The sequence below is a fragment of the Flagellimonas maritima genome, from assembly GCF_003269425.1.
In the GTDB taxonomy this organism is placed as follows: Bacteria; Bacteroidota; Bacteroidia; order Flavobacteriales; family Flavobacteriaceae; genus Flagellimonas; species Flagellimonas maritima.
In genome coordinates this window covers 1,098,737-1,120,396 of record NZ_CP030104.1, presented here as the reverse complement: position 1 = coordinate 1,120,396, position 21,660 = coordinate 1,098,737, and the positions used below count along the sequence as shown (strand labels likewise).

The following is a 21,660-nucleotide window of genomic DNA, read 5'->3' as shown; positions in this document are numbered from 1 at the left end:
TATGTCAGACCTTGTAAAACCAGCGCATAAGAAAGAACTTTTTGGACATCCCGTTGGGTTGTACGTGCTCTTTTTTACAGAAATGTGGGAGCGTTTTTCATATTATGGAATGAGAGCCCTGCTAACGCTATACATGACGGCCCAAACATTGGAGAACGACCCCCAAAGTGGATTGGGCTGGACGAAAACAGAAGCTTTGGCACTCTATGGTTGGTATACTATGCTCGTGTATTTAATGAGTATTCCTGGCGGATTTATAGCAGATAGATTGATCGGTCAGAAAAAAGCGGTAACCATAGGCGCTATATTGTTGACAGCGGGGCATGGCGTGTTGGCAATAGATGCCATTTGGGCTTATTACACGGGTTTGGGCTTGGTAATCTTAGGTGTGGGTATGTTAAAGCCAAATATTTCTACCATGGTAGGAGGGCTCTACAAACAGAACGATATTAGAAGGGATAAGGGTTTTAGCATATTTTATGTAGGTATAAATCTTGGGTCTTTCACGGCATCTTTATCGGTAGGCCTTGTAGCTGCCATATATGGATGGCATTATGGTTTTGGACTTGCAGGTATCGGAATGTTATTGGGTCTGATAGTATATCTATACGGGCAACGTTTTTTGATACATGTCGGTAACGAACCTACGGTAGAGGAGAAATCTTCGGATGTTAGCTTGGCTACGTTGTTTTCACAATTGTTTAAGTCCCCGTTACAATTAGGTATTGTCGTTGTCCTATTGGTACTTTCGTTGTATGCCGGATTCACTTTTGAAGGACCGGATAATTGGGGGTACGGTATTCTGTTTATAGTACTTTCTTTGGTCACGGGGCTTATGATGATGATTTACAAAAACCTGAATGGCCAAGTAGAAAAGGACAGATATGTAGTACTGTTGTTATCGTTACTTATGGTTTTGGTCTTTTGGGGCTGTTTTGAGCAAATGGGTGGTTTGATGAACCTATATGCGGAAGAAAAAACCAATAGGATGTTTATGGGATGGGAAGTTCCTGCAGCTTGGTTTCAAGGCGCAAACGCTGGCTTTATAATCCTATTTGCAGTTCTTGTGGCCAATTTTTGGGCCAAAAGAAAATTGAAAGGAAAAGAAGCATCCTCACTTTTTAAAATGGCCGTTGGGGTGATTATTATGGGAGTTGGTTTTGTATATATGGTTTTTGCATCCCTTCAGTATGAGGCGAATGGAAGTTCGGCTATGTATTGGTTGGTTCTTGCTTATTTGTTCCATACGTTAGGAGAACTCTGCCTATCACCGGTATCGTTGTCTTTTTTCACAAAACTGGCACCAGTACGATATATGGCGTTGATGATGGGGGTATACTGGGCTGCGACCGGACTGGGAAATAAAGTGGCCGGAATAATTGGTGAAAGTTCTGTAAAAGCAGGTGAGCTTAAAGTGTTCGGGGGATTATTTATATTCGCGGTACTTTTTGGGCTGTTGGTCATTTTATTGTTGAAACCGTTAAAACGATTGACACACGGAGCGGAGGATAAGGAAACTGTTGTTCAAGATGACGAAACGGAAGGTTTTGAACTGGCAGATCATTGATTGACTTTAGGATTAAAAAAATAACTTCCCTTTTCACGAGTGCTGTGGAAAGGGATTTTACTTTTAATGCAAGTGGCTTTCCATCGAGCAATATAACTTTTAAAATTACTTCCGTCGGCAATCACTTTTCTAGGTTGAATGGAATCAATAATTCGCTCTAGATTTATCTTTGGGGATTGTGTGAGCAATAGAAAATCCAGGTTTTTCTTTGGTGGATACACGCTGGCACTGTCCATTATATATAACTCTTTCTTACCAAGAACAAAGTTATGTTTTAACGGTAAAAAGTTTATAGAGGGATTCCGCTCCGCTATTGTATAGTTGTCAACTATTGATGATATACCGAGGCTGTCCGTTGTATAAACCGTTAAAGAAACGCCCTTTTGATGCAATAGCGAAGTATTCTTCGATTTATGCAGCAACACAAAGCTTTCTTTTCCCTGTAATCGAAATTGATCCCAAATGGTCCATCCCTGGAATAAGATAATCCCGAGTAAAAGTGGTGCGAGATATTTGAATGTTGGTTTTGAAAGAAATAAAATAAGGGAAATTATAATGAGATACCCTAAAATCATTTGGACACTATCGAACGGAATGTTTTTAATGATAAAACCTTCTTGGTGAGCGACCCGATCAATGATGAAATTCATGCTTTTGATGACCGAATTATAAATCTGAACCATAAAATCTGGGAGACAATCCAGTAGGGATAATACAATTACTAGAATTCCAAGCCCAAGAATAAAACCCAAAAAAGGAACTATCATCAAATTGGAAACAAAGAACAAGGCAGGAAACTGATGAAAATAAAATAGACTTATTGGCAGAACGCCCAATTGTGCCGAGACACTTACCGATAATAATTGCCAAATCTTACGAACTATATAGTGTTTGGGAAACCAAAAACGTTGCAGTTTTGGATAGATCCACACAATTGCAAAAACCGCGGCATAACTCATCTGAAAGCCTACTTGGAACAAAAACAACGGTTTGATCAGTAAAATAAAGAGCATGGACAAGGCCACGATATTGAATGAATTCGTTGGTCTGTTCAAGTACATGGCATAGGCAAAAAACGAGAACATGGTCACCGCTCTTAGTATGGATGGGGAAAGCCCTGCTACAAAAGCGTAGCTCCAAAGCAAAATAACTATCAATGCCAACTTAAGCGTTCTTCCTTTTGGAACCCACTCCAAAGGTGATAGCAAGAACTGCAATAGCAACAATAGAATACCAACATGAAGTCCAGAAACAGCCAGAATATGAACAGCCCCTGCATCGATATAACTGTTATAGGTTTCTTCTGGGATATCGCTTCGTTGACCTAACAAAAGTGCTTGAATGACGCCCAATTCATCTTTTCCAAAGTCCTCTTTCTTAAGTTTAAGAATAATACGTTCCCTTAAATTGGCAGCTAACCCCCTAAGCGTACATGATGCTTTATCTTTTAAAGTAATTGCTTCTGGATCACCCTGGATTTGATGATAAATTCCTTGTTTTTCCAGATACTTTTTATAATTAAATTGATGAGGGTTAAGAGGAGGGGCGATTGTTTTTACAGATGAAAAAATAAATAATTCATCATCTAATTGAAATTTTTTTGCTGTTGAATCAGAAGGAAGGCTTAAAATTATCTTTCCAGAACTTCTTCTGTTTTCAAGAGAAATAACTTTTACCACATAACGCTGTGAATATTGATTTTGTTTAAGCTCTTCCTCAACCTTAAGTTCCCATAAGTTGTGCTTATCAAGATTCCGTTTTGAATAGTGGTTCGGCAAATCCTCGGATTTTGCCAAAGTAACGATTACAATACCAAGGGCTATCGTAGTGGAAATTGTTGTAAGCTCAAAAAATGGAAACCCTTCACGGGTCTGTCTTTTATGTGCCCAGTATAGAAAAGGTACTAATGCAATTGTAATAGCAAGCGATAGTGATAGAGGTATTTCAAAATAGAAACCAATAATAATCCCCGCAATTAGGCATAGGGTCAGCTTAATGGAAACAAAATTGAAAAACCGCATTACAAAAACCGCGTAGCCTTCACAAAAGAATAGTTCCAGTAACCTTCACGTAAAGAAGAAACGATAACCCCCCTTGATGTTGTAGAATGAATGAATTTGATGTCATCCCCATTTACATCGACAACAAGTCCAACGTGATTGATGCGTTTTCCACTTTTACTGGTCTTAAAAAATAGGAGGTCCCCTTTTTGAACTTGCGGTATTTTTATTCGCTTTCCTTTTTCCGCCATTTGATAGGAAACCCTGGGGAATATTATGTCATTTTTTTTAAGCGAAACATACAAAAGTCCGGAACAGTCCATTCCTTTTTTTGTGGTACCGCCGTATTTATATCGTGTTCCCGAAAAAGTCATTGCCGTGGCGATAATATCATCCGCCCTTCCGTCTTTCCTTTTTTCTTTTTTGGGTTTTAAGACCGGTACACTTTCTTCTTCTTTGGTCCCTTCAACAGAAATGGTTTTAGGAGCGCGGTAGGTTCTTTTTTTCTTGGTCGTGCCACAACCAAAAACAAGTAAAATAGCGATAAGATAGAGGGCTCTATGTAACATCCAAGAATAGCTTTTGATTCTTGGGCATTAAATCTAAGCATTTTCCGTGATTAATTTGGCTGCTAATTGACTGGCACCTTTTCCGCCTAATTTCTTTCTTAACAGGGCGTAGTCCTTTAACATGCGCTCCCTCTCATTTCCATCTATTATTTTTGACAGCTCTTTTTGAAGGTTTTTCGTTGTCAATTCACTTTGAATCAATTCTTTAACAACTTCCCTGTTCATGATTAGGTTCACTAATGAAATATAATCCAGGGTGATGATTCGTTTTGCGATTTGATAAGAAATCCAATTGCCTTTATAGCATACGACTTGAGGGATGCCAAAAAGTGCGGTTTCCAAAGTTGCCGTGCCACTTGTAACCAATGCAGCGTGCGAATATTTCAAGAGGGAGTAGGTTTGGTTGGAGACGTAGTTGATGCTTTTTTCTTTCAAAAAAGAAGTGTAAAAACTATCCGATAAACTTGGTGCGCCCGCAATTACAAATTGATATTCTGGAAAGCCATCGCTTACGGAAAGCATGATCTCCAACATTTTCTGTACCTCTTGCTTTCTGCTTCCGGGCAGGAGTGCAATTACAGGTTTTTTTAAGTCTAACCCGTTTTGTTCCCTAAACGTAGGCTCATCAACAATTTTGGTATTTGCTATGGCATCGATTAGGGGGTGACCTACAAAATGCACTGGATAATTATGTTTCTTTTCGTAAAAATCTTTTTCGAAAGGAAGTATCACATACATATTATCGATATCACGTTTTATCTTTTTGATTCTCCCTTCCCGAGATGCCCAGATTTGCGGGGATATATAATAATTGGTCTTGAAATTATTCTTTTTTGCCCATTCGGCAATGCGAAGATTAAAGCCTGAAAAATCTATGAAAATTATCAGGTGAGGATTAAAATTTAAAATATCTTCTTTACAAAAAGAAATATTCTTGAAAATAGTTGGAATGTTCTTGATGACTTCCAAAAACCCCATAAAGGCCATGTCCTTGTAGTGTTTGGCCAAATCGCCTCCCGCCTCCCGCATTAAATCTCCGCCCCAACAACGAATAATCGCATCGGCGTCTTGCTCTTTAAGCGCCTTAATGAGATTGGATCCATGGAGATCTCCCGAAGCTTCACCGGCTATGATGTAGTATTTCATTATCTAAGTTCGAGTGTCAAGTTCAAATTCAAGTGCCAAGTTCATATACTATTGTGAAAAGTGTTCTAATTGATTTTCAGCTTTTTTTTTATCAGATTTCGTGCATCGGTTTTAACCTGTATATAGAAGGTTTCCAAAATTTTAGCATTGAGTTTGAGCTTGAATTTTACATTCGCCCCCTTTTAAAAAATCTTATAATACAATATTACCATTGCCGTAAGTAAGGTCGCAATCAAAACACCCTTAGCTCTGTAATCTCGTTTTATTCGTAAGAACCCAAAAAATGCAACCAGATTCAGGATAGCCCCCAATGCCAACAAACTTCCTATGTGTTCTTGGGCAACAGCAGCTTCAAATGTCTCTGTAATACTTAAATCGGAAAAAATAATGACATACAGCAGCGTGCCAAAAGTATTGGCTATGATACCTACGACAAAGCCGATGAGAATTTCTTTTCTGCTATTCATTTAAGCTCCAATTGTTTACTTGCTGAATAATATGATGGGCGGTAAGGTCAAATTGTGTTGGAACTACGGAAACAAATCCATTTGCCAATGCCCATTCATCCGTATCCTCGCCCTTGTCCAATAGTTCAAATTCCCCAGTCAACCAATAATAGTCCTTACCAGTTGGACTAGTGCGCTTATCAAATTTTTCTTTCCAATTTGCCCTCGCTTGTCTACATACTTTGATGCCCTCTGGTTCAGTAGTTGTTTTCGGGATATTTACATTAAGTACCGTTCCATTTGGTATTCCATGTAGCAATGCTTGGGATACGATTTTCTTGACTGATTTTAGGGAATGGCTGAACTCTGCTTCCCAAGAATAGTCGCAAAGGGAAAAACCGATTGCAGGGATACCTTCAATTCCTGCCTCAATGGCAGCGCTCATCGTACCGGAATATATGACATTGATAGAAGAATTGGAACCGTGGTTGATACCGCTTACGCAGATATCGGGCCTTTTATGCAATATTTCTTGAAGAGCTAACTTTACACAGTCAGCCGGAGTACCGCTACAACTAAACTCCGTAGGTGCATCTTCAGTTTTATCTATAATTACTCTTTTGGAATAGAGGGTGTCATCTATAGTTATTGCATGCCCCATTCCAGATTGCGGGCTGTCCGGTGCCACCACAATTACCTCTCCAATTTCTTTCATTGCACTTATCAAAGCCCTAAGACCTGGGGCAGTGATTCCATCATCATTGGTGACAAGGATGAGCGGTTTTTTCATTTTATATAATTAAAAGTATAAAAATACGTTTTTCATAAGGATATGGAGCTCTAGCCGTTTAACAAAAAATTAGAAACCATGACCTAAACTGGCACGGTTTTTTCAGTATCTTAGGGAATTCATATGAATAAAAAAGAAGGATGACGTAATGATGATCTGACAAATTGCTGTCAATCAATTTCACCTCCAAATAAATACAGCTTTCATGAAAAAGAATTTTGTTCTGGGCTTTTTGATTATTCTTATTGCAGTTGCCTCCTGCAGTTTTACAAATAAAACTTTTGAAAACGATGACAAGGATAAGTTGTTGTTGGATCTTATTACCTACGTCTTGGAACGTGGGCATTATGAGCCAAAGGATTTGAACGACAGTTTTTCCTCAAACGTATTTGATGATTTTATAGAAGTACTCGATCCTACAAAAAGGTATTTTTTGGGAAGTGATATTAAGGAATTTGAGAAGTACAGATTTCAAATTGATGATGAAATAAAGAATACCGATATTACTTTTTTCAATATTGTATACCAACGCTTGATGAAGCGTATGGACGAAGCAAAAGTTATTTATGCGGATATTCTTTCCGAACCTTTTGACTATACTAAAAATGAAAGTATAAATATTGATTACGAGGACCAAGAATTTGCATCCAATAAAAAACAGCTTATAGAACGTTGGAGAATGCAGTTAAAATACAATACGCTGGGTATTTTCGACAATAAGGTAGAAAATAGAATTGCTGAAGCCAACCAATCTCCAAATACAGAGATGCCATCTAAAATTTTAACTTTTGATGAAATTTCTGAATCTATTGATAAAGAATTAACAGAAGAAGAAGCAAGAGAAAACACAAAGAATACTCTTGATGAATTCTTTGATTTCGTTGCCGATCTAGAACGAAAAGATTGGTTTGTACAATACATAAACACCATAGTGGACGAATTCGATCCCCATACTTACTATTTTGCCCCAGATGATAAAGAAAAATTTGATATTGGAATGTCCGGTAAGTTTGAAGGAATAGGTGCGCGGTTACAAAAAAAACCGGAAGGGGCCAGAATTATGGAGATTATCTCCGGGGGACCTATTTGGAGAGAACAAAGCCTGGAAGTCGGAGACGAAATTTTAAAAGTTGGGCAAGATGGAGAAGAGCCTATTAACATAGTAGGTATGCGTTTAGATGACGCCATTAAGTTGATTAAAGGCCCAAAAGGCACTGTTGTTGACTTAACGGTAAGAAGAGTTGACGGAACCATAGAAAAAGTTTCGATAACCAGAGATGTTGTTTTACTTGAAGAATCTTATGCAAAATCAGCTACTGTAAAAGATGAAGAGCATAAATATGGCATCATCAACCTCCCAAAATTTTATGTAGATTTTGATGATTATACAGAAAGAAATGCAGCTTCGGACGTTGCCAAGGAAGTGGAACGTTTAAAACAAGAGGGTTCTGAAGGAATTATCTTGGATTTAAGAGACAATGGGGGAGGCTCTTTAAAGACTGTTGTGGAAATGGCAGGTCTCTTTATAAAAGATGGCCCAATAGTACAGGTAAGGTCTTCGGGCCAAAGAAAAGAAGTTCATGAAGATAAGGACGAACGCATTCAATGGGACGGTCCATTGGTTATTTTGGTGAATGAATTGTCAGCTTCTGCTTCAGAAATCTTAGCTGCTGCAATGCAGGATTATAAAAGAGCAGTGGTAATCGGTAGCAAACAGACTTTTGGAAAAGGTACTGTTCAAAACGTGATTCCCCTTGATAATATTGTCAGAAGCAACGAGCATGGAGATTTAGGTGCAATAAAGCTTACAACCCAAAAGTTTTACAGAATCAACGGAGGATCTACACAATTGGAAGGAGTCAAGAGCGATATCGTAGTACCGGACAGATACAGTTATATCGATCTTGGTGAAAGAGACCAACAAAACCCCTTGGGCTGGGATAAGATTACTCCTGCAGATTATAAAATCTGGGATGGCTATATCGATTTTGAAACTACTGTGGAAAACAGTAAAAAGCGCATGGCTAATAATCAACATATTAAATTGATAGAAGAAAATGCAAAATGGTTGAAAGAGCAGCAAGATGAGGTATTGGTTTCGCTAAACTATAATGAATACAAGCAAAGAGAAGAAAAAGCAAAAAAGAAATCGGAACACTTTAAAAGTTTACGCGAGTACGATTCCAAATTGACTTTTGAATCTTTGAAATATGAAACAGAACTGTTTACAAAGGATTCTGTTCTACGGGAAAAAAGAAATAGATGGCACAAAAACCTTGCGAAGGATATTTATGTAGAGGAAGCTGTTAACGTTCTGAAGGATTTAAAGATGAACAATATAAAAGCCAACGAGAGAAAGTTGGCAAGTGTAAAGGGATAAATATTCCTATTTAGATGATTTCAATAGCCACTTCAACCGAGGTGGCTTTTTATTTTTACATTAAAAAAGTAGGTTGATAGACTGCAACAGCATTCTTAGGCATGAAAATGATGAAAAGATAAATAATCGATTAACTTGGTTAATAAATTGTTGTCACTGGCTAAATGAAAAATAGGACTTTATATGCGTTACTTCTAGCAATCTGTATTGTTGGATTTTGGTTTTTTGATAACTTTTATACCCCAGATGATTATACTAGTTCAAACAGCAAAATAGATTCAACTCCTTTTAATGTCAATTTCTTGCCCAGTTCAACTACGGGAGCGATTATTGAACATGAACATTTCATACTTTCCTATAATGAACCGTACGAGCAGGCAGAATGGGTAGCTTACGAACTTCAGCCAGGGTATTTGACCTATGATGATAGAAAAAGACCTTATTTTATCCAAGACCCAAAAGTAAAGACTAAATCCGCGGACTGGAAGAATTACAGAGGCTCGGGATATGACAGGGGTCACCTCTGTCCTGCAGGGGATAGGCGTTTCTCTGAATCTGCCTACAATGAAACATTCTATACAAGTAATATTAGTCCCCAAGATCGAGATTTTAATGCAGGTGTGTGGAATAGATTGGAAAAAAAGGTACGCTTTTGGTGCAAAAAGTATGGTAAGCTAAAAATTATTACAGGCGGAGTGTTAACAGACGGGCTTAGAGAGATAGGGAGCGAAGATGTAGATGTTCCCGATGCTTTTTACAAAGTAATTTTTAGGGAAAATGAAGGTGAGGTAAAGCTTCTTTGTTTTTTGATTCCAAATAAAGAGAGCCAAAAACCATTGGAAAGTTTTTTAATTACCATAGATCAACTTGAAGCAATGACCGCAATAGATTTTTTAGAAAAGCAATCCAAAGTTTGGCAAGAAGAGATCGAGGGCAGAGTTGATACTTCTGGCTGGATTTTTTAAATACCGTCTTTTAGACGGTTGGAATCCAGTTTTAAGAAAATAAAGAGCAACATGGTAAAAAAGATAAGCCCAGAACCACCATAACTGAAAAATGGTAAAGGAACTCCTATTGTGGGCAACAATCCAATGACCATACCTATGTTTATAAAGTAATGAATCAAAAGTATGGAAATGACACCGTAGCCATACATTCGGCTAAAATCACTTTTCTGTCTTTCTGCAATGAAAATCAAGCGTAGAAAGAAAAAAGAAAAAAGCAGAATTACGGTTACTGTTCCCAAAAACCCCCATTCTTCTCCCACGGAACTAAAGATATAGTCCGTATGTTGCTCAGGAACAAAATCCCCCTTGGTTCGAGTGCCTTCCAGAAAACCTTTTCCAAAAAATCCCCCAGATTCAATTGCTTTCTCTGACTGGTAAGTGTTGTAACCTATGGTTTTCCTAATTTCTTCCAATTTATTTTCATCTTTCTCCAAACTCAACCATAACGCAAAACGATCGCGATGACGTTGTTCAAAAATATTTTCATAAACGAAACCAACGGACAATGAAAACAGAATCGACACGACAATAATTACACCGAGAGGTATCAGGGGTATTTTGGTAGATTTCTTTTTAAAAACAAAAACGAGAACGGTTACAATTCCTAGGCCAATTGCAATCCATATGGTTCCATACATCAGTGTTGTTGCAAATAAAACTACCATAACCAATAAAATGCCAAGATAGTACAATGGAAAGCCTTCCCTAAACAACACAAAAAAAAGTGAAAAGTAAATGAGCGAACTTCCCGGGTCTGGCTGTGGCAATATTAAAATTGCAGGCAAAAGAATTATTAACAAAGCATACAGTTGGTGCTTTCTATTTTTTATATCCGTTTGTATATCGCTTAAGTATTTGGCCAGTGCAAGAGCGGTAGCTACCTTGGCCAGTTCAGAAGGTTGTAGGTTGAAAAAACCTAGGTTATACCAAGATGTGGCACCTGCAATCGTTTTTCCAAAAACAAAAAGTCCTAATAATAGGATTATTGAAATTATATAGAAGATGGAAGCAAACCGTTCAAAAAAATTGGTTTCTATAAAGAGAACAAGAAGAATTCCCGCACCTGCAACACCTATAAAGAAAAGTTGCTTTCCATAAAGTGTTGAAAAATCAAAAATAGACGTATCTGGGTCGCTAAGGGTTGTGGAGTAGATATTGATCCATCCGATAAGGACCAAAAATGCATAAAGAAAAACGGTGAGCCAATCTATTCTGCCAAAGAGTCCCCTACCAGACATATTCATTTATCTTGAAAGGTTCTCCGCTATATGGTTTGGCATATTCGTGTTCCAGCGTTTTTTCGAGCATACGTTTTTCGAGATCTTTTCGAGTTATTTTTCCTTTTACATATTTCTCAATGAGCAATGAGGCAATATGACCGGCATAGCGCGCACCATAATATCCATTTTCTATATAAACGGCAAGAGCAATTTCCGGGTTTTCCACAGGGGCAAATGCTATAAAAATGGAATGGTCCGTGAGTTGCATACGCTCCCCGTTGATTCTGACGAAATTTTCAACCGTTCCCGTCTTTCCGGCAATTTCAATATCGGGTACCTGGACCCATCTTCCAGTACCAAATTTGTAAACATTGGCCATGCCTTCTATCACAGGTTCAAAATTTTCTTTATCGATGGTTGTTTCACGGCGTTCGGTAAATCTTGCATCTATGGCACCTGTATTTCCAACATTCTTTATAATATGTGGAACATAAAAATGACCTCGGTTTGCAATTGCAGCGGTCATATTGGCAAGTTGTAACGGGGTTGCGGCGACCTCACCTTGCCCAATGGCGTTTGATATAATTGTAGATGAACCCCATCTTCCATCTCCGTACCATTTATCATAAAAAGCTGTTCCTGGGATTCTTCCTGGTCGACCAGTTGGAATATCTGTGCCCAAATAACCACCAAGTCCAAAACTCTTCATATGTTTTTCCCATACTTCCATACCTTCATCCGTAGTTGGGAATTTTTCATAGATTTTTCTAAAAGTACCAGCAAAATAAGCATTACAGGATTGATATATACCTGTATTCATATCACGGACACCACCACCACAATGGCATCCCTTCTTTTGACTGCCCACATAGAATCCATTATAACACCTAAACTTTGTAGTAGGATCAATGACGCCCTCTTGCAGTGCAACCAGTGCATTCATTGTTTTAAAAGGTGATCCTGGCGAGGGCTCGGCAAGAATGGATCGATCCCAGGTAGGTTTGGAAATAGTATCGTAATGTAACTTACTGTAGTTTCGCGATCTCTTTCTGCCTACTAGAAGGGCGGGGTCGTAGGTTGGCCCGGATATCATGGCCAAAATTTCACCTGATTTCGGTTCAATAGCAACAATTCCACCTCTTTTACCATGCATTAATCGCTCACCATATTCTTGAAGTTTTTTATCCAAGGTAATATGGATTTCCTTTCCCTGTTCTGGCAATGTATCCAGTTTTCCATTTTTATAGGGACCAATGTCTCGGTTAAAACGATCCTTTTGGATATGTTTGACTCCTTTTCTACCTCTAAGTATTTCTTCGTATTGCTTTTCGATACCTGTACGTCCCTTTAATTCACCTGCTACGTAATATGGATTGTTCTCTAGATCTCTTTCGTTTACTTCACTGATGTAGCCCAGTACATTTGCGGCGCTATTTGTGGCGTAATAACGCAATGACCTTTTTTGAATGTAAAAGCCTATAAAATGCCGCATCTTTTCTTGAAGTCTTGCATAATCCTCTTTTGATAATTGTGGCACCAAGACCGAAGGCAATCTTGGAGAATAGATTCGTGCTTTCTCCATCTTATCGATAAAAGATGTTTTGTCTATTCCTAAAAGACTACAAAATTCAAGGGTATCCAATGGTTTTACTTCGCGGGGGATTACCATGACATCATAGGCGGGCTGGTTGCCTACCATAAGTTCACCATTTCTGTCATAAACATACCCCCTCTCTGGATAATCATATATTTTTTTTATAGCAGGATCGTCCAGAATTTGGTTTGGCGAAAAACTGAAAAGTTGTAAATAGGAAAGTCTACCAATGAAGGTGAAACCTATAATGACAATAATAGAAGACAATAATAGCTTTTTCATAGAAAACTGAATTTTACCGACCCTGTTCTATATCCAACGAAAGAGTAACGAGTTTATTCGCTTTTTGGGCTAAAAAGTGAACTAAAAAGCGTACATAACAGCAAAGTTACGATACCAGTGGCAAAAACCTTTTTCAAAATTAAAAGGATGTGGGTTATACTTAACATTTCCAATGAAAAGAAAACGACTTGATGAATCAATATTAATAAACCTAAAAAGGTAATCCGCTGAACCTTTGTGGTATTTTTGAAACTGAAATTTTGGAACTCATAGTTTACACCAAAGCAGAACCTCATTATAATTGGCCTTATGTATGCAACGGTCAATGTTGCAAAGGCATGTAATGCCATAGTATCCGAAAATACATCGATCATAAATCCTAAGAGAAAAGCTGTCACCAGAAAAAGTCCCCTATTACCTTTAATGGGATACCAGTAAAGGAATATCACATAGATCAAAGGGTTTATAAACCCTAAAAAATTGAGCGTATTAAAAATCAGGACCTGGGTCAAGACCAATAAAATGAATCTTAGAATATTTAAGGCTATTGTACTATTCATTAATTGTGCTTGCTTCTAGTTCTTCAATTTCTTTTTTATTCTTGTTTTTAATCAAATAAATATTCTTGATGTTCGCCATGTCATTAAAAAGTTCAACATCGATATTGTAGAAACTTTTTGATGCGTTAAGATCATATCTTTTAATGGTACCTATTGGAATATTCTCTGGAAAAATACTGGACATGGCGCCAGTAACTATAGTATCGCCCACTACTAGAGGTACCAATCTGGGGATGTCTATCAACTGAACGGTATTGTAATCCTTTGCATCCCAAATGAGCGAGCCAAAATAGTTTGTATTCTTGATTTTTGCATTGATGTTGGATTTTGTGTTTAAAACACTTTGAACCGTTGAAAAATTTGCCGATGTATTTTCAATGATTCCCAAAACACCTTTGGTGGTCATAACCCCCATATCTTGGATCGCACCTTGTTTTCTGCCTTTATTTATAGTGAGATAATTTCTTGGGGAAGAAAAACTGTTCTTTATCAATTTGGCACTGATTACCTCGTAATCAATGGTAGCAGTATCCAATTCTTGGCCTACGATTTCTTTTTGGTTGAAAAGTAATTTTCGCAACTCCTCATTCTCTTTAACGAGCCTTTTGTTTTCGTCTTTAAGTCCAAAATAAGATGAAACATCTGCGGCAGCACTGTAAACATTGCCAGTGACCCATTTTGAGGAATTAAAAAACTTCGATTGATGGTACGAATGCGATCTAACGGTCAGTATAAGGGAAATGACCATGAGAAAGCCATATAGGAACGTGTTTCTGTAATTTAGAATAAAATTGATGATGCGCTGCATGCAATCATATCATTAAGAAAGTACAAATACTTTCAAATGGTCAAAATGGCGATTTGACCGAATTATTTTATCAATATACTTTTATATCGCTCTAAATTTTTAAGCGCTATGCCCGTACCGCGCACAACGGCTCTTAAAGGATCTTCGGCAATATAAACGGGCAAATCTGTCTTTTGGGAAAGTCTTCTGTCCAATCCCCGTAACATTGATCCTCCACCAGCTAGATAGATACCTGTATTATAAATATCGGCAGCCAATTCGGGGGGTGTTTGGGAAAGTGTTTCCATAACAGCGTCTTCAACACGTAAAATACTTTTATCGAGTGCTTTGGCAATCTCCCTGTACGATACTTGGACCTGTTTAGGTTTTCCCGTCAAAAGATCCCTTCCTTGAATGGATTTATCATCAGGGGGTGATTTTAAATCTTCGGTGGCGGAGCCAATCTCAATTTTTATGGCTTCAGCAGTACTCTCCCCAACATAGAGGTTATGCTGTGTACGCATATAATAAATGATATCGTTTGTAAACACGTCGCCCGCAATTTTTACTGATTTATCGCATACGATTCCGCCTAAGGCAATGACTGCAATTTCAGTAGTTCCACCGCCTATATCCACGATCATGTTTCCCTTGGGCTGCATAATGTCCAATCCTATACCAATGGCTGCAGCCATTGGTTCATGAATTAAATAGACTTCTTTCCCGTTTACCCGTTCAGCAGACTCACGTACCGCCCGCATTTCCACTTCTGTAATCCCAGATGGTATACAAATCACCATTCTTAGAGCAGGGGGAAACCATTTTTTCTTTAGCGCTGGAATATTCTTGATGAACATATTGATCATCTTCTCAGATGCATCAAAATCCGCAATAACCCCATCTTTTAACGGCCTTATGGTCTTAATGTTTTCATGGGTCTTTCCCTGCATCATATTGGCTTCCTTCCCAACAGCTATGATTTTTCCCGAGATACGGTCTCTGGCAACTATTGAAGGACTATCAACTACAACTTTATCTAAATGAATTATCAGGGTGTTTGCAGTACCAAGGTCAATTGCAATTTCCTCGGTCATGAAATCAAAAAATCCCATAAAAAGTGTCGGTTTTTTGGATTAAAAGTAAATTTAAAGGCTAAAGTACTAAAATTAATGCTTAAAATGTCTAGTGCCTGTCATTACCATTGACAACCCATTTTCATTGCAATAATCTATGCTCAATTGATCTTTGATCGACCCACCTGGCTGAATTACACTTTTTATTCCCGCTTTGTGGGCAATTTCAACACAGTCCGGAAAAGGAAAGAAAGCATCACTTGCCATTACGGCACCTTCCAATTCAAAATTGAAGGAACCTGCTTTATGAATTGCTTGGTTTAAAGCGTCTACACGTGAGGTTTGTCCCGTTCCACTTGCACAAAGTTGTTTGTTCTTCGCCAAAACGATGGTATTGCTTTTCGTGTGCTTGCAAAGTTTGGAAGCAAAAATCAAATCCTCGATTTCCTGCATATTGGGTTCTTTTTTTGTAACCGTTGTTAAATCATCCGATCTATCTGTCTTTAAATCTTTATCCTGAACCAAAAAGCCGTTCAGGCAGGTTCTGACCAAGATATCAGGTAAGGATACATCATTTTGGATCAGGATGATTCGGTTCTTTTTCCCTTTCAGAATTTCCAAAGCATCATTTGAATAGCTGGGCGCTATCACCACCTCACAGAATAATTTATGTATCTCCTCGGCAGTTGGGCCATCAATTTCAACATTTGAAATAAGAATGCCACCAAAAGCCGAAACAGGGTCACCTGCAAGTGCGTCAACATAAGCTTCTTTAATAGTTTTTCTAGTGGCCAGACCACAGGCATTGTTATGTTTTAGAATGGCAAAAGTTGGCGCATCGTATTTGAACTCTCCCATTAAATTTACCGCGGCATCAACGTCCAAAAGATTATTGTAAGAAAGCTCTTTGCCATGGAGCTTGGTAAACATCGCTTCAAAATCCCCGTAGAAATAGCCTTTTTGGTGAGGGTTTTCCCCATAACGAAGTATTTGTCCGTTTTGCTCACTGATTTTTAAACCTATTTCGGTTCCATCACCATTAAAATAATTGAAAATAGCCGAATCATAGTGGGAAGAAACATTGAATGCTTTTGCCGCGAAACGCTTTCTATCTTCGAGCGTGGTCGTGCCATCTTCCTTGGAAATTACATTCAAAAAGTCTCCGTAGTCCTCCATTGATGAAACACAAAGTACATCTTTAAAGTTTTTGGCCGCGGCCCGAATGAGCGAGATACCGCCAATATCTATTTTTTCGATAATATCTTGTTCAGATGCGCCACTGGAAACCGTTTTTTCAAAAGGATAAAGATCTACAATGACAATATCCAACTGGGGAATTTCAAACTCTGCCATCTGTGCCACATCACTTTCGTTGTTCTGTCTGTTCAAAATTCCACCAAAAACCTTGGGGTGCAATGTTTTTACACGGCCTCCCAAAATAGAGGGATAGCTTGTTACATCTTCGACCGGGGTAACATTGATGCCTAGGTCTCTGATAAATTTTTCCGTGCCACCTGTGGAATAAAGGGTTACGCCAAGTTTTTCAAGTTTTTTTACAATAGGTTCGAGTCCATCTTTGTGAAAAACGGAAATAAGTGCGGCAGTTGCTTTTTTGGAGGTGTCCATTATATGTCTTAAAGATCAATTAATTAAGCACACAAAAGTAATTTTTTTGTTATTAAAAAATTATAGGGGTTATCAACAAAATAGAACTAGTTTTAAAGAATCTGCGCTACTTTTTCATTTACAAATTCTAAAAAGCGCTCATCTTCTTCTGTAAATGGATCTGGTGTATTGGAATCAATATCTATTTGTCCTATATTTTTGCCGTTTACGAATAACGGAACCACAATTTCAGCTTTAACGGTAATACTACAGGCAATATAATTATCCTGAGCGGCAACATCCGGAACCACAAAATTTTCATTGCTTACAGCAACTTGTCCACAGATTCCTTTTCCAAAGGGAATTATCGTATGGTCCGTGGGTTCTCCTGCATAAGGACCGAGCTTTAATTCATTTTTATTGCCATTTTTAAAGTAGAAGCCAACCCAGTCATAATGATCAACAGTATTTTTTAACAACCCGCATAATTCTATCAGACGATTTTCTACGCTCTTTTCGTTTTGCGATAAAATTTGATTGACTTTAGGTTTTAAGGAAGATACCATGGTAAAAATTTTTACAAATGTATTTGAATTGAAGGTTTTGTTCGATAAGAACAGTTAAAATTATAGCAACTTATAACCTAAATTTTAGTTAATGAAATACCGCAAAGAATTGAGAAAGATATTATTTATTGTAATTTTACACTGGTGAAAAGGATTTTTCAAAACATATTTTCCGTTTTTCTTGCTCTTTTGGTGCTACTGTCCACGGTTTCTTGGACAATAGATAAGCATTTTTGTATGGGCAGGGTTATGGATATCTCATTTTTTGTCCATGCAGATGATTGTGGTATGGAACAAGCCATGGCTGCTACGGGTGATGATACTATGGATAATGGTTGTTGTGATGACGAATCTTTTACGCTGTCGGGCCAAGACAACTTAAAACTTTCTTGGGACGATTTAGAAATAGTAAGTCAGGTTTTCTTGGCAACTTTTGTAACGTCATATTTTGACCTTTTTGTTCCTGTTGAGAAGCTTCCTATCCCACATGAAAAATATCCACCTCCCAATTTGGTCAAGGATATCCATATTCTCGACCAAGTCTTTTTAATTTGATTTTATTGAACTTTTTATTGTAGTCCTTATGGACCAAATGACACCATTATTCGGTGTCAAGTATAAACGTTCAATACAAACAAATGAAATATATTTTAATACTTTTTTTATCGCTTCCCATATCGATTATTGCACAAGATGGCATTAAGGGTATGGTTATGGAAGCAAATGCTGAAAACAAGCACATTGGACTCGCTGGAGCCAATGTATACTGGTTAAATTCCCAGATTGGAACAATGACCAAAGATGATGGTACGTTCAGCATTCCCTATTCTAAAGAATACAATAAACTGATTATTAGTTTTGTTGGATTCCAAACTGATACTTTAACGATAGAAAAGCCAAGGATGGTACATCATTGGTTACAGCCTTCCAACCAATTGGACGAGGTCGTTGTGCAACAGGAAAGAGATGCTATTCAAAAAACCTATTTTTCTGCTCAAAATGTGGTTACCGTTAATAGTGCTGAACTGCTTAAAGCAGCTTGTTGCAATCTATCAGAAAGTTTTGAGACGAATCCTGCCATCGATGTCAATTTTAATGATGCCCTAACAGGAACAAAACAAATTCAAATGCTCGGCTTAACAAGCCCTTATTTGTTGATTACACAAGAGAACATTCCTATGGTCAGGGGTGCTTCGCAAGCGTACGGGCTTACCTTTACTCCTGGTACGTGGGTGGAGAGCATTCAGATTACCAAAGGTGCCGGTAGTGTTGTCAATGGCTATGAAAGTATATCGGGTCAAATAAATACGGAACTGCAAAAACCTTTAATGGACACCCCTATTTTTGTAAACGGATATGCGAACTTAAACGGACGGTTGGAACTGAATACCCACATCAATAGAAAACTATCCGATAAATGGAGCACTGGATTTTATATTCACGGAAATCGGCGAGATGTGGAGGTCGATAATAATGATGATGGTTTTCTGGACGCACCTCTAGCCAATCAAATTAATATTGCAAACCGTTGGCAATATCAAAATCCGGAAAAAGGATGGGTCAGCTTTTTTAATGTCAGATTTCTGAACGATGAAAAACAGGTAGGACAGACAGATTTTAATCCTGATATGGATAAGTTCACGACCAATACTTGGGGCAGTAAAATTGATACCAGAAGATTTGACAGTTCGCTTAAACTGGGTTATGTTTTTCCTGAATCGCCCTATCAAAGTTTTGGGTTTCAAGTTGCCTACAGTAAACATAAACAAGATTCTTTTTATGGTTTTAATGTATACGACATAGACCATGAAAGTGTGTATTCCAATTTTTTGTTCAATTCCATTATCGGAAACACCAAGAACAAATTTAAGACAGGGTTGACCTTGGCCTATGATGGATATGATGAATTGGTCAATAACCAAAATTTTGGAAGGGTGGATCAATCTTTGGGTGCTTTTTTTGAATACAGTTACACGAATCTTGAAAAACTGAGTTTAACGGCAGGCTTACGTGTAGATACCCATAATCGTTTAGGTACATTTATAACTCCCAGATTGCATGTTCGTTACACGCCATGGGAAAAAGGAAGTTTAAGAGGGTCCTTTGGAGTGGGCAGAAGGGCCGCTAATATTTTTGCCGAAAACCAAAAACTGTTTGCTTCTTCCAGAGCAATTCGATTGGTGCAGAACGATGGAAATATTTATGGCTTCGATGCTGAAAAAGCATTTAATTACGGTGTTAGTTTTCTGCAAGGTTTTTCATTGTTCAATAGGCCCGGAAATGTTACGGTAGATTATTATCGAACTGATTTTGAGAATCAAGTGGTCGTCGATTGGGAAAATCCAAGAGAAGTAGTATTTTCAAACTTGGAGGGAAAGAGTTTTGCCAATAGTCTTCAGTTTGAGATAAATCATGAAGTACTGCCGAATGTGGAATTAAGGGCTGCGTATAAATATTATGATGTAAAAACAGACTTTCAAACAGGGCTCTTGCAAAAACCTTTACAGGCGCGTAATCGATATTTTGCCAATATTGGATATAATACCAATGAAAAAGAGAATGGGTCTCAGTGGCGTTTTGATTACACGTTACATGCCTTGGGCCAACAACGGTTGCCGGACACCTCTTCAAATCCGGAAGAATTTCGGTTGGGAGAGTTTTCGGACGCCTATAGCTTGATGAACGCACAAATAACCAAGGTCTTTTCAAAGAAATTTGAAATATACCTAGGGGGTGAAAATTTGACTAATTTTAGACAGAACAATCCTGTTTTGGGCGCTGAAGATCCTTTTGGTGCAAATTTTGATACTACAATCGTATTTGCTCCTATTTTAGGAAGAATGGTCTATGCAGGTTTTAGATTTAAATCATAATTAAAAAGTTACAAAATGAAAAATATAGTATTTGCTGTAGTTTGTCTTTTTGGAGTTGTAACAAGCAATGCCCAGGACAAAAACAAAAAAATGACCTTTGAGGTCGATGGTAAATGTGATATGTGCAAAATGCGGATTGAAAAAGCGGCTCTAAATGTCGATGGCGTAAAATATGCGGTTTGGGACATTCCAACGCACCAACTTTCATTGATTGTCGATGAACACAAAACCAATGCCATGGAGATTAAGACTGCTTTAGTAGGAGTGGGTCATGACACCAAGGAGCTTAAGGCGTCCCAAGAAGCTTACGATAACGTTCACCCTTGCTGTAAGTATAGGGACGATAATACGGACGATAGCGAAAAACACTAAATGGAACGGACGTATTCGGTAACGGGAATGACCTGCCAAGGTTGTGTGGCTACGGTCTCTAAAAAACTCTCTGCTGTTGAAGGAGTGGAAAAGGTAGAAGTAAGTTTGGAAGAATCCCGAGCAAGCATTATTTCAAAAAAAAGTCTTCAGATAGCTATGCTGCAAGATGTTCTGGGAAGTAAGTATGGTATTTCTGAAGTATCTGAACCCGTACCAGAAATAACGATTCAGGAATCACAATCCAAATGGGTGCAATTGCAGCCGTTGTTCTTGATTTTTGCATATCTCTTTACAGCATCCTTCTTATTGAATTATAAAAGCTGGGATTTAGCTGAAGCCATGCTTGATTTTATGGGGCTTTTTTATATTGTTTTCAGTTTTTTCAAGCTTTTGGATTTAAAAGGTTTTCCGGAAAGTTTTAGAATGTACGACCCTTTGGCAAAGGTCGTTCCAGTGTATGGATGGATTTATCCATTTTTGGAACTTGGGCTGGGATTGCTTTTTCTTATGCGATATCAGGTGTCTTTTGCCTTGATTGTGACAATACTGATTTTAGGAATTACCACTATTGGTGTTACTAAAACTTTGTTGGACAAAAAAAACATTAGGTGTGCATGTTTGGGTACAGCCCTAAAGCTCCCAATGACCGAAGCCACTTTTATTGAGAACGCAATAATGCTAGTTATGGCATTATGGATGTTGGTAAATATATTTTACTAGTTTTAGGTCATTTGCTGTACCTGTCTGCAGAAAAGGCACGTTTGGCCTGATTATAGAATTAAAAAGCCGTTCCAACTAGTTGGAACGGCTTTTTAAATAATTG

The 21,660-nt window shown here is 38.0% G+C and carries 19 protein-coding genes; 7 read left to right on the top strand and 12 right to left on the bottom strand.

Features of this window, described 5'->3' with window-relative positions:
* Position 1 precedes the first annotated feature (1 nt).
* Positions 2–1,567 (top strand): peptide MFS transporter, encoded by a 1,566-nt coding sequence (locus HME9304_RS04895; protein ID WP_112377517.1) that lies wholly within the window; start codon positions 2–4, stop codon positions 1,565–1,567.
* On the opposite strand, the gene HME9304_RS04890 is transcribed toward HME9304_RS04895, so the two are convergent.
* The 5 genes from HME9304_RS04890 to surE form a co-directional block, all read right to left on the bottom strand.
* Complete coding sequence (locus HME9304_RS04890; protein WP_112377516.1) at positions 1,561–3,588, bottom strand: ComEC/Rec2 family competence protein; 2,028 nt, start codon at positions 3,586–3,588, stop codon at positions 1,561–1,563. The two genes, HME9304_RS04895 and HME9304_RS04890, sit on opposite strands and share 7 nt — an antisense overlap.
* The gene (locus tag HME9304_RS04885; protein ID WP_112377515.1) at positions 3,588–4,136 is read right to left on the bottom strand and encodes a C40 family peptidase; all 549 of its coding nucleotides are present in this window, start codon (positions 4,134–4,136) and stop codon (positions 3,588–3,590) included. The genes HME9304_RS04890 and HME9304_RS04885 overlap by 1 nt, the downstream gene beginning before the upstream one ends.
* Before the next feature lie 33 nt (positions 4,137–4,169).
* Positions 4,170–5,282 (bottom strand): lipid-A-disaccharide synthase, encoded by a 1,113-nt coding sequence (lpxB, locus tag HME9304_RS04880; protein WP_112377514.1) that lies wholly within the window; start codon positions 5,280–5,282, stop codon positions 4,170–4,172.
* Positions 5,283–5,464: 182 nt separating this feature from the next.
* Positions 5,465–5,749 carry a hypothetical protein gene (locus tag HME9304_RS04875; protein WP_112377513.1) on the bottom strand — a complete coding sequence of 95 codons (285 nt, stop codon included), beginning with the start codon at positions 5,747–5,749 and terminating at the stop codon, positions 5,465–5,467.
* On the bottom strand, positions 5,742–6,518 hold the full coding sequence (gene surE, locus HME9304_RS04870) for a 5'/3'-nucleotidase SurE (protein WP_112377512.1): 777 nt from the start codon (positions 6,516–6,518) through the stop codon (positions 5,742–5,744). Before surE ends, HME9304_RS04875 begins: the two co-directional genes overlap by 8 nt.
* A gap of 205 nt (positions 6,519–6,723) precedes the next feature.
* Here surE and HME9304_RS04865 point away from each other — a divergent pair, with 205 nt between their 5' ends.
* Positions 6,724–8,898: a carboxy terminal-processing peptidase gene (locus HME9304_RS04865; RefSeq protein WP_112377511.1), complete on the top strand. Its 2,175-nt coding sequence runs from the start codon at positions 6,724–6,726 to the stop codon at positions 8,896–8,898.
* Between the two features lie 164 nt (positions 8,899–9,062).
* The gene (locus tag HME9304_RS04860; RefSeq protein ID WP_112377510.1) at positions 9,063–9,863 is read left to right on the top strand and encodes a DNA/RNA non-specific endonuclease; all 801 of its coding nucleotides are present in this window, start codon (positions 9,063–9,065) and stop codon (positions 9,861–9,863) included.
* Here HME9304_RS04860 and rodA read toward each other — a convergent pair.
* The 7 genes from rodA to HME9304_RS04825 form a co-directional block, all read right to left on the bottom strand.
* Positions 9,860–11,143 carry a rod shape-determining protein RodA gene (gene rodA, locus HME9304_RS04855; protein WP_112377509.1) on the bottom strand — a complete coding sequence of 428 codons (1,284 nt, stop codon included), beginning with the start codon at positions 11,141–11,143 and terminating at the stop codon, positions 9,860–9,862. The two genes, HME9304_RS04860 and rodA, sit on opposite strands and share 4 nt — an antisense overlap.
* Positions 11,133–13,001, bottom strand: a complete 1,869-nt coding sequence (locus HME9304_RS04850) for a peptidoglycan D,D-transpeptidase FtsI family protein (protein ID WP_112377508.1) — start codon at positions 12,999–13,001, stop codon at positions 11,133–11,135. Before HME9304_RS04850 ends, rodA begins: the two co-directional genes overlap by 11 nt.
* Before the next feature lie 53 nt (positions 13,002–13,054).
* Positions 13,055–13,561: a rod shape-determining protein MreD gene (locus HME9304_RS04845; RefSeq protein ID WP_112377507.1), complete on the bottom strand. Its 507-nt coding sequence runs from the start codon at positions 13,559–13,561 to the stop codon at positions 13,055–13,057.
* Positions 13,554–14,369 carry a rod shape-determining protein MreC gene (mreC, locus tag HME9304_RS04840; RefSeq protein ID WP_112377506.1) on the bottom strand — a complete coding sequence of 272 codons (816 nt, stop codon included), beginning with the start codon at positions 14,367–14,369 and terminating at the stop codon, positions 13,554–13,556. The genes HME9304_RS04845 and mreC overlap by 8 nt, the downstream gene beginning before the upstream one ends.
* Before the next feature lie 62 nt (positions 14,370–14,431).
* Positions 14,432–15,460 (bottom strand): rod shape-determining protein, encoded by a 1,029-nt coding sequence (locus tag HME9304_RS04835; RefSeq protein ID WP_112377505.1) that lies wholly within the window; start codon positions 15,458–15,460, stop codon positions 14,432–14,434.
* Positions 15,461–15,514: 54 nt separating this feature from the next.
* The gene (gene purH / locus HME9304_RS04830; protein WP_112377504.1) at positions 15,515–17,047 is read right to left on the bottom strand and encodes a bifunctional phosphoribosylaminoimidazolecarboxamide formyltransferase/IMP cyclohydrolase; all 1,533 of its coding nucleotides are present in this window, start codon (positions 17,045–17,047) and stop codon (positions 15,515–15,517) included.
* Positions 17,048–17,139: 92 nt separating this feature from the next.
* Positions 17,140–17,592: a GAF domain-containing protein gene (locus HME9304_RS04825; RefSeq protein ID WP_112377503.1), complete on the bottom strand. Its 453-nt coding sequence runs from the start codon at positions 17,590–17,592 to the stop codon at positions 17,140–17,142.
* Positions 17,593–17,736: 144 nt separating this feature from the next.
* Between HME9304_RS04825 and HME9304_RS04820 the strand changes: the two genes are divergently transcribed.
* The 4 genes from HME9304_RS04820 to HME9304_RS04805 all read left to right on the top strand — a co-directional run bounded on the left by HME9304_RS04820 (position 17,737) and on the right by HME9304_RS04805 (position 21,557).
* Positions 17,737–18,147, top strand: coding sequence for an HYC_CC_PP family protein (locus HME9304_RS04820; protein WP_239023388.1), 411 nt, complete (start codon positions 17,737–17,739; stop codon positions 18,145–18,147).
* A gap of 83 nt (positions 18,148–18,230) precedes the next feature.
* Positions 18,231–20,465, top strand: a complete 2,235-nt coding sequence (locus HME9304_RS04815; RefSeq protein WP_112377502.1) for a TonB-dependent receptor — start codon at positions 18,231–18,233, stop codon at positions 20,463–20,465.
* 15 nt (positions 20,466–20,480) lie between these two features.
* Positions 20,481–20,837: a heavy-metal-associated domain-containing protein gene (locus tag HME9304_RS04810; protein ID WP_112377501.1), complete on the top strand. Its 357-nt coding sequence runs from the start codon at positions 20,481–20,483 to the stop codon at positions 20,835–20,837.
* The gene (locus tag HME9304_RS04805) at positions 20,838–21,557 is read left to right on the top strand and encodes a heavy-metal-associated domain-containing protein (protein ID WP_112377500.1); all 720 of its coding nucleotides are present in this window, start codon (positions 20,838–20,840) and stop codon (positions 21,555–21,557) included.
* Positions 21,558–21,660: the final 103 nt, after the last annotated feature.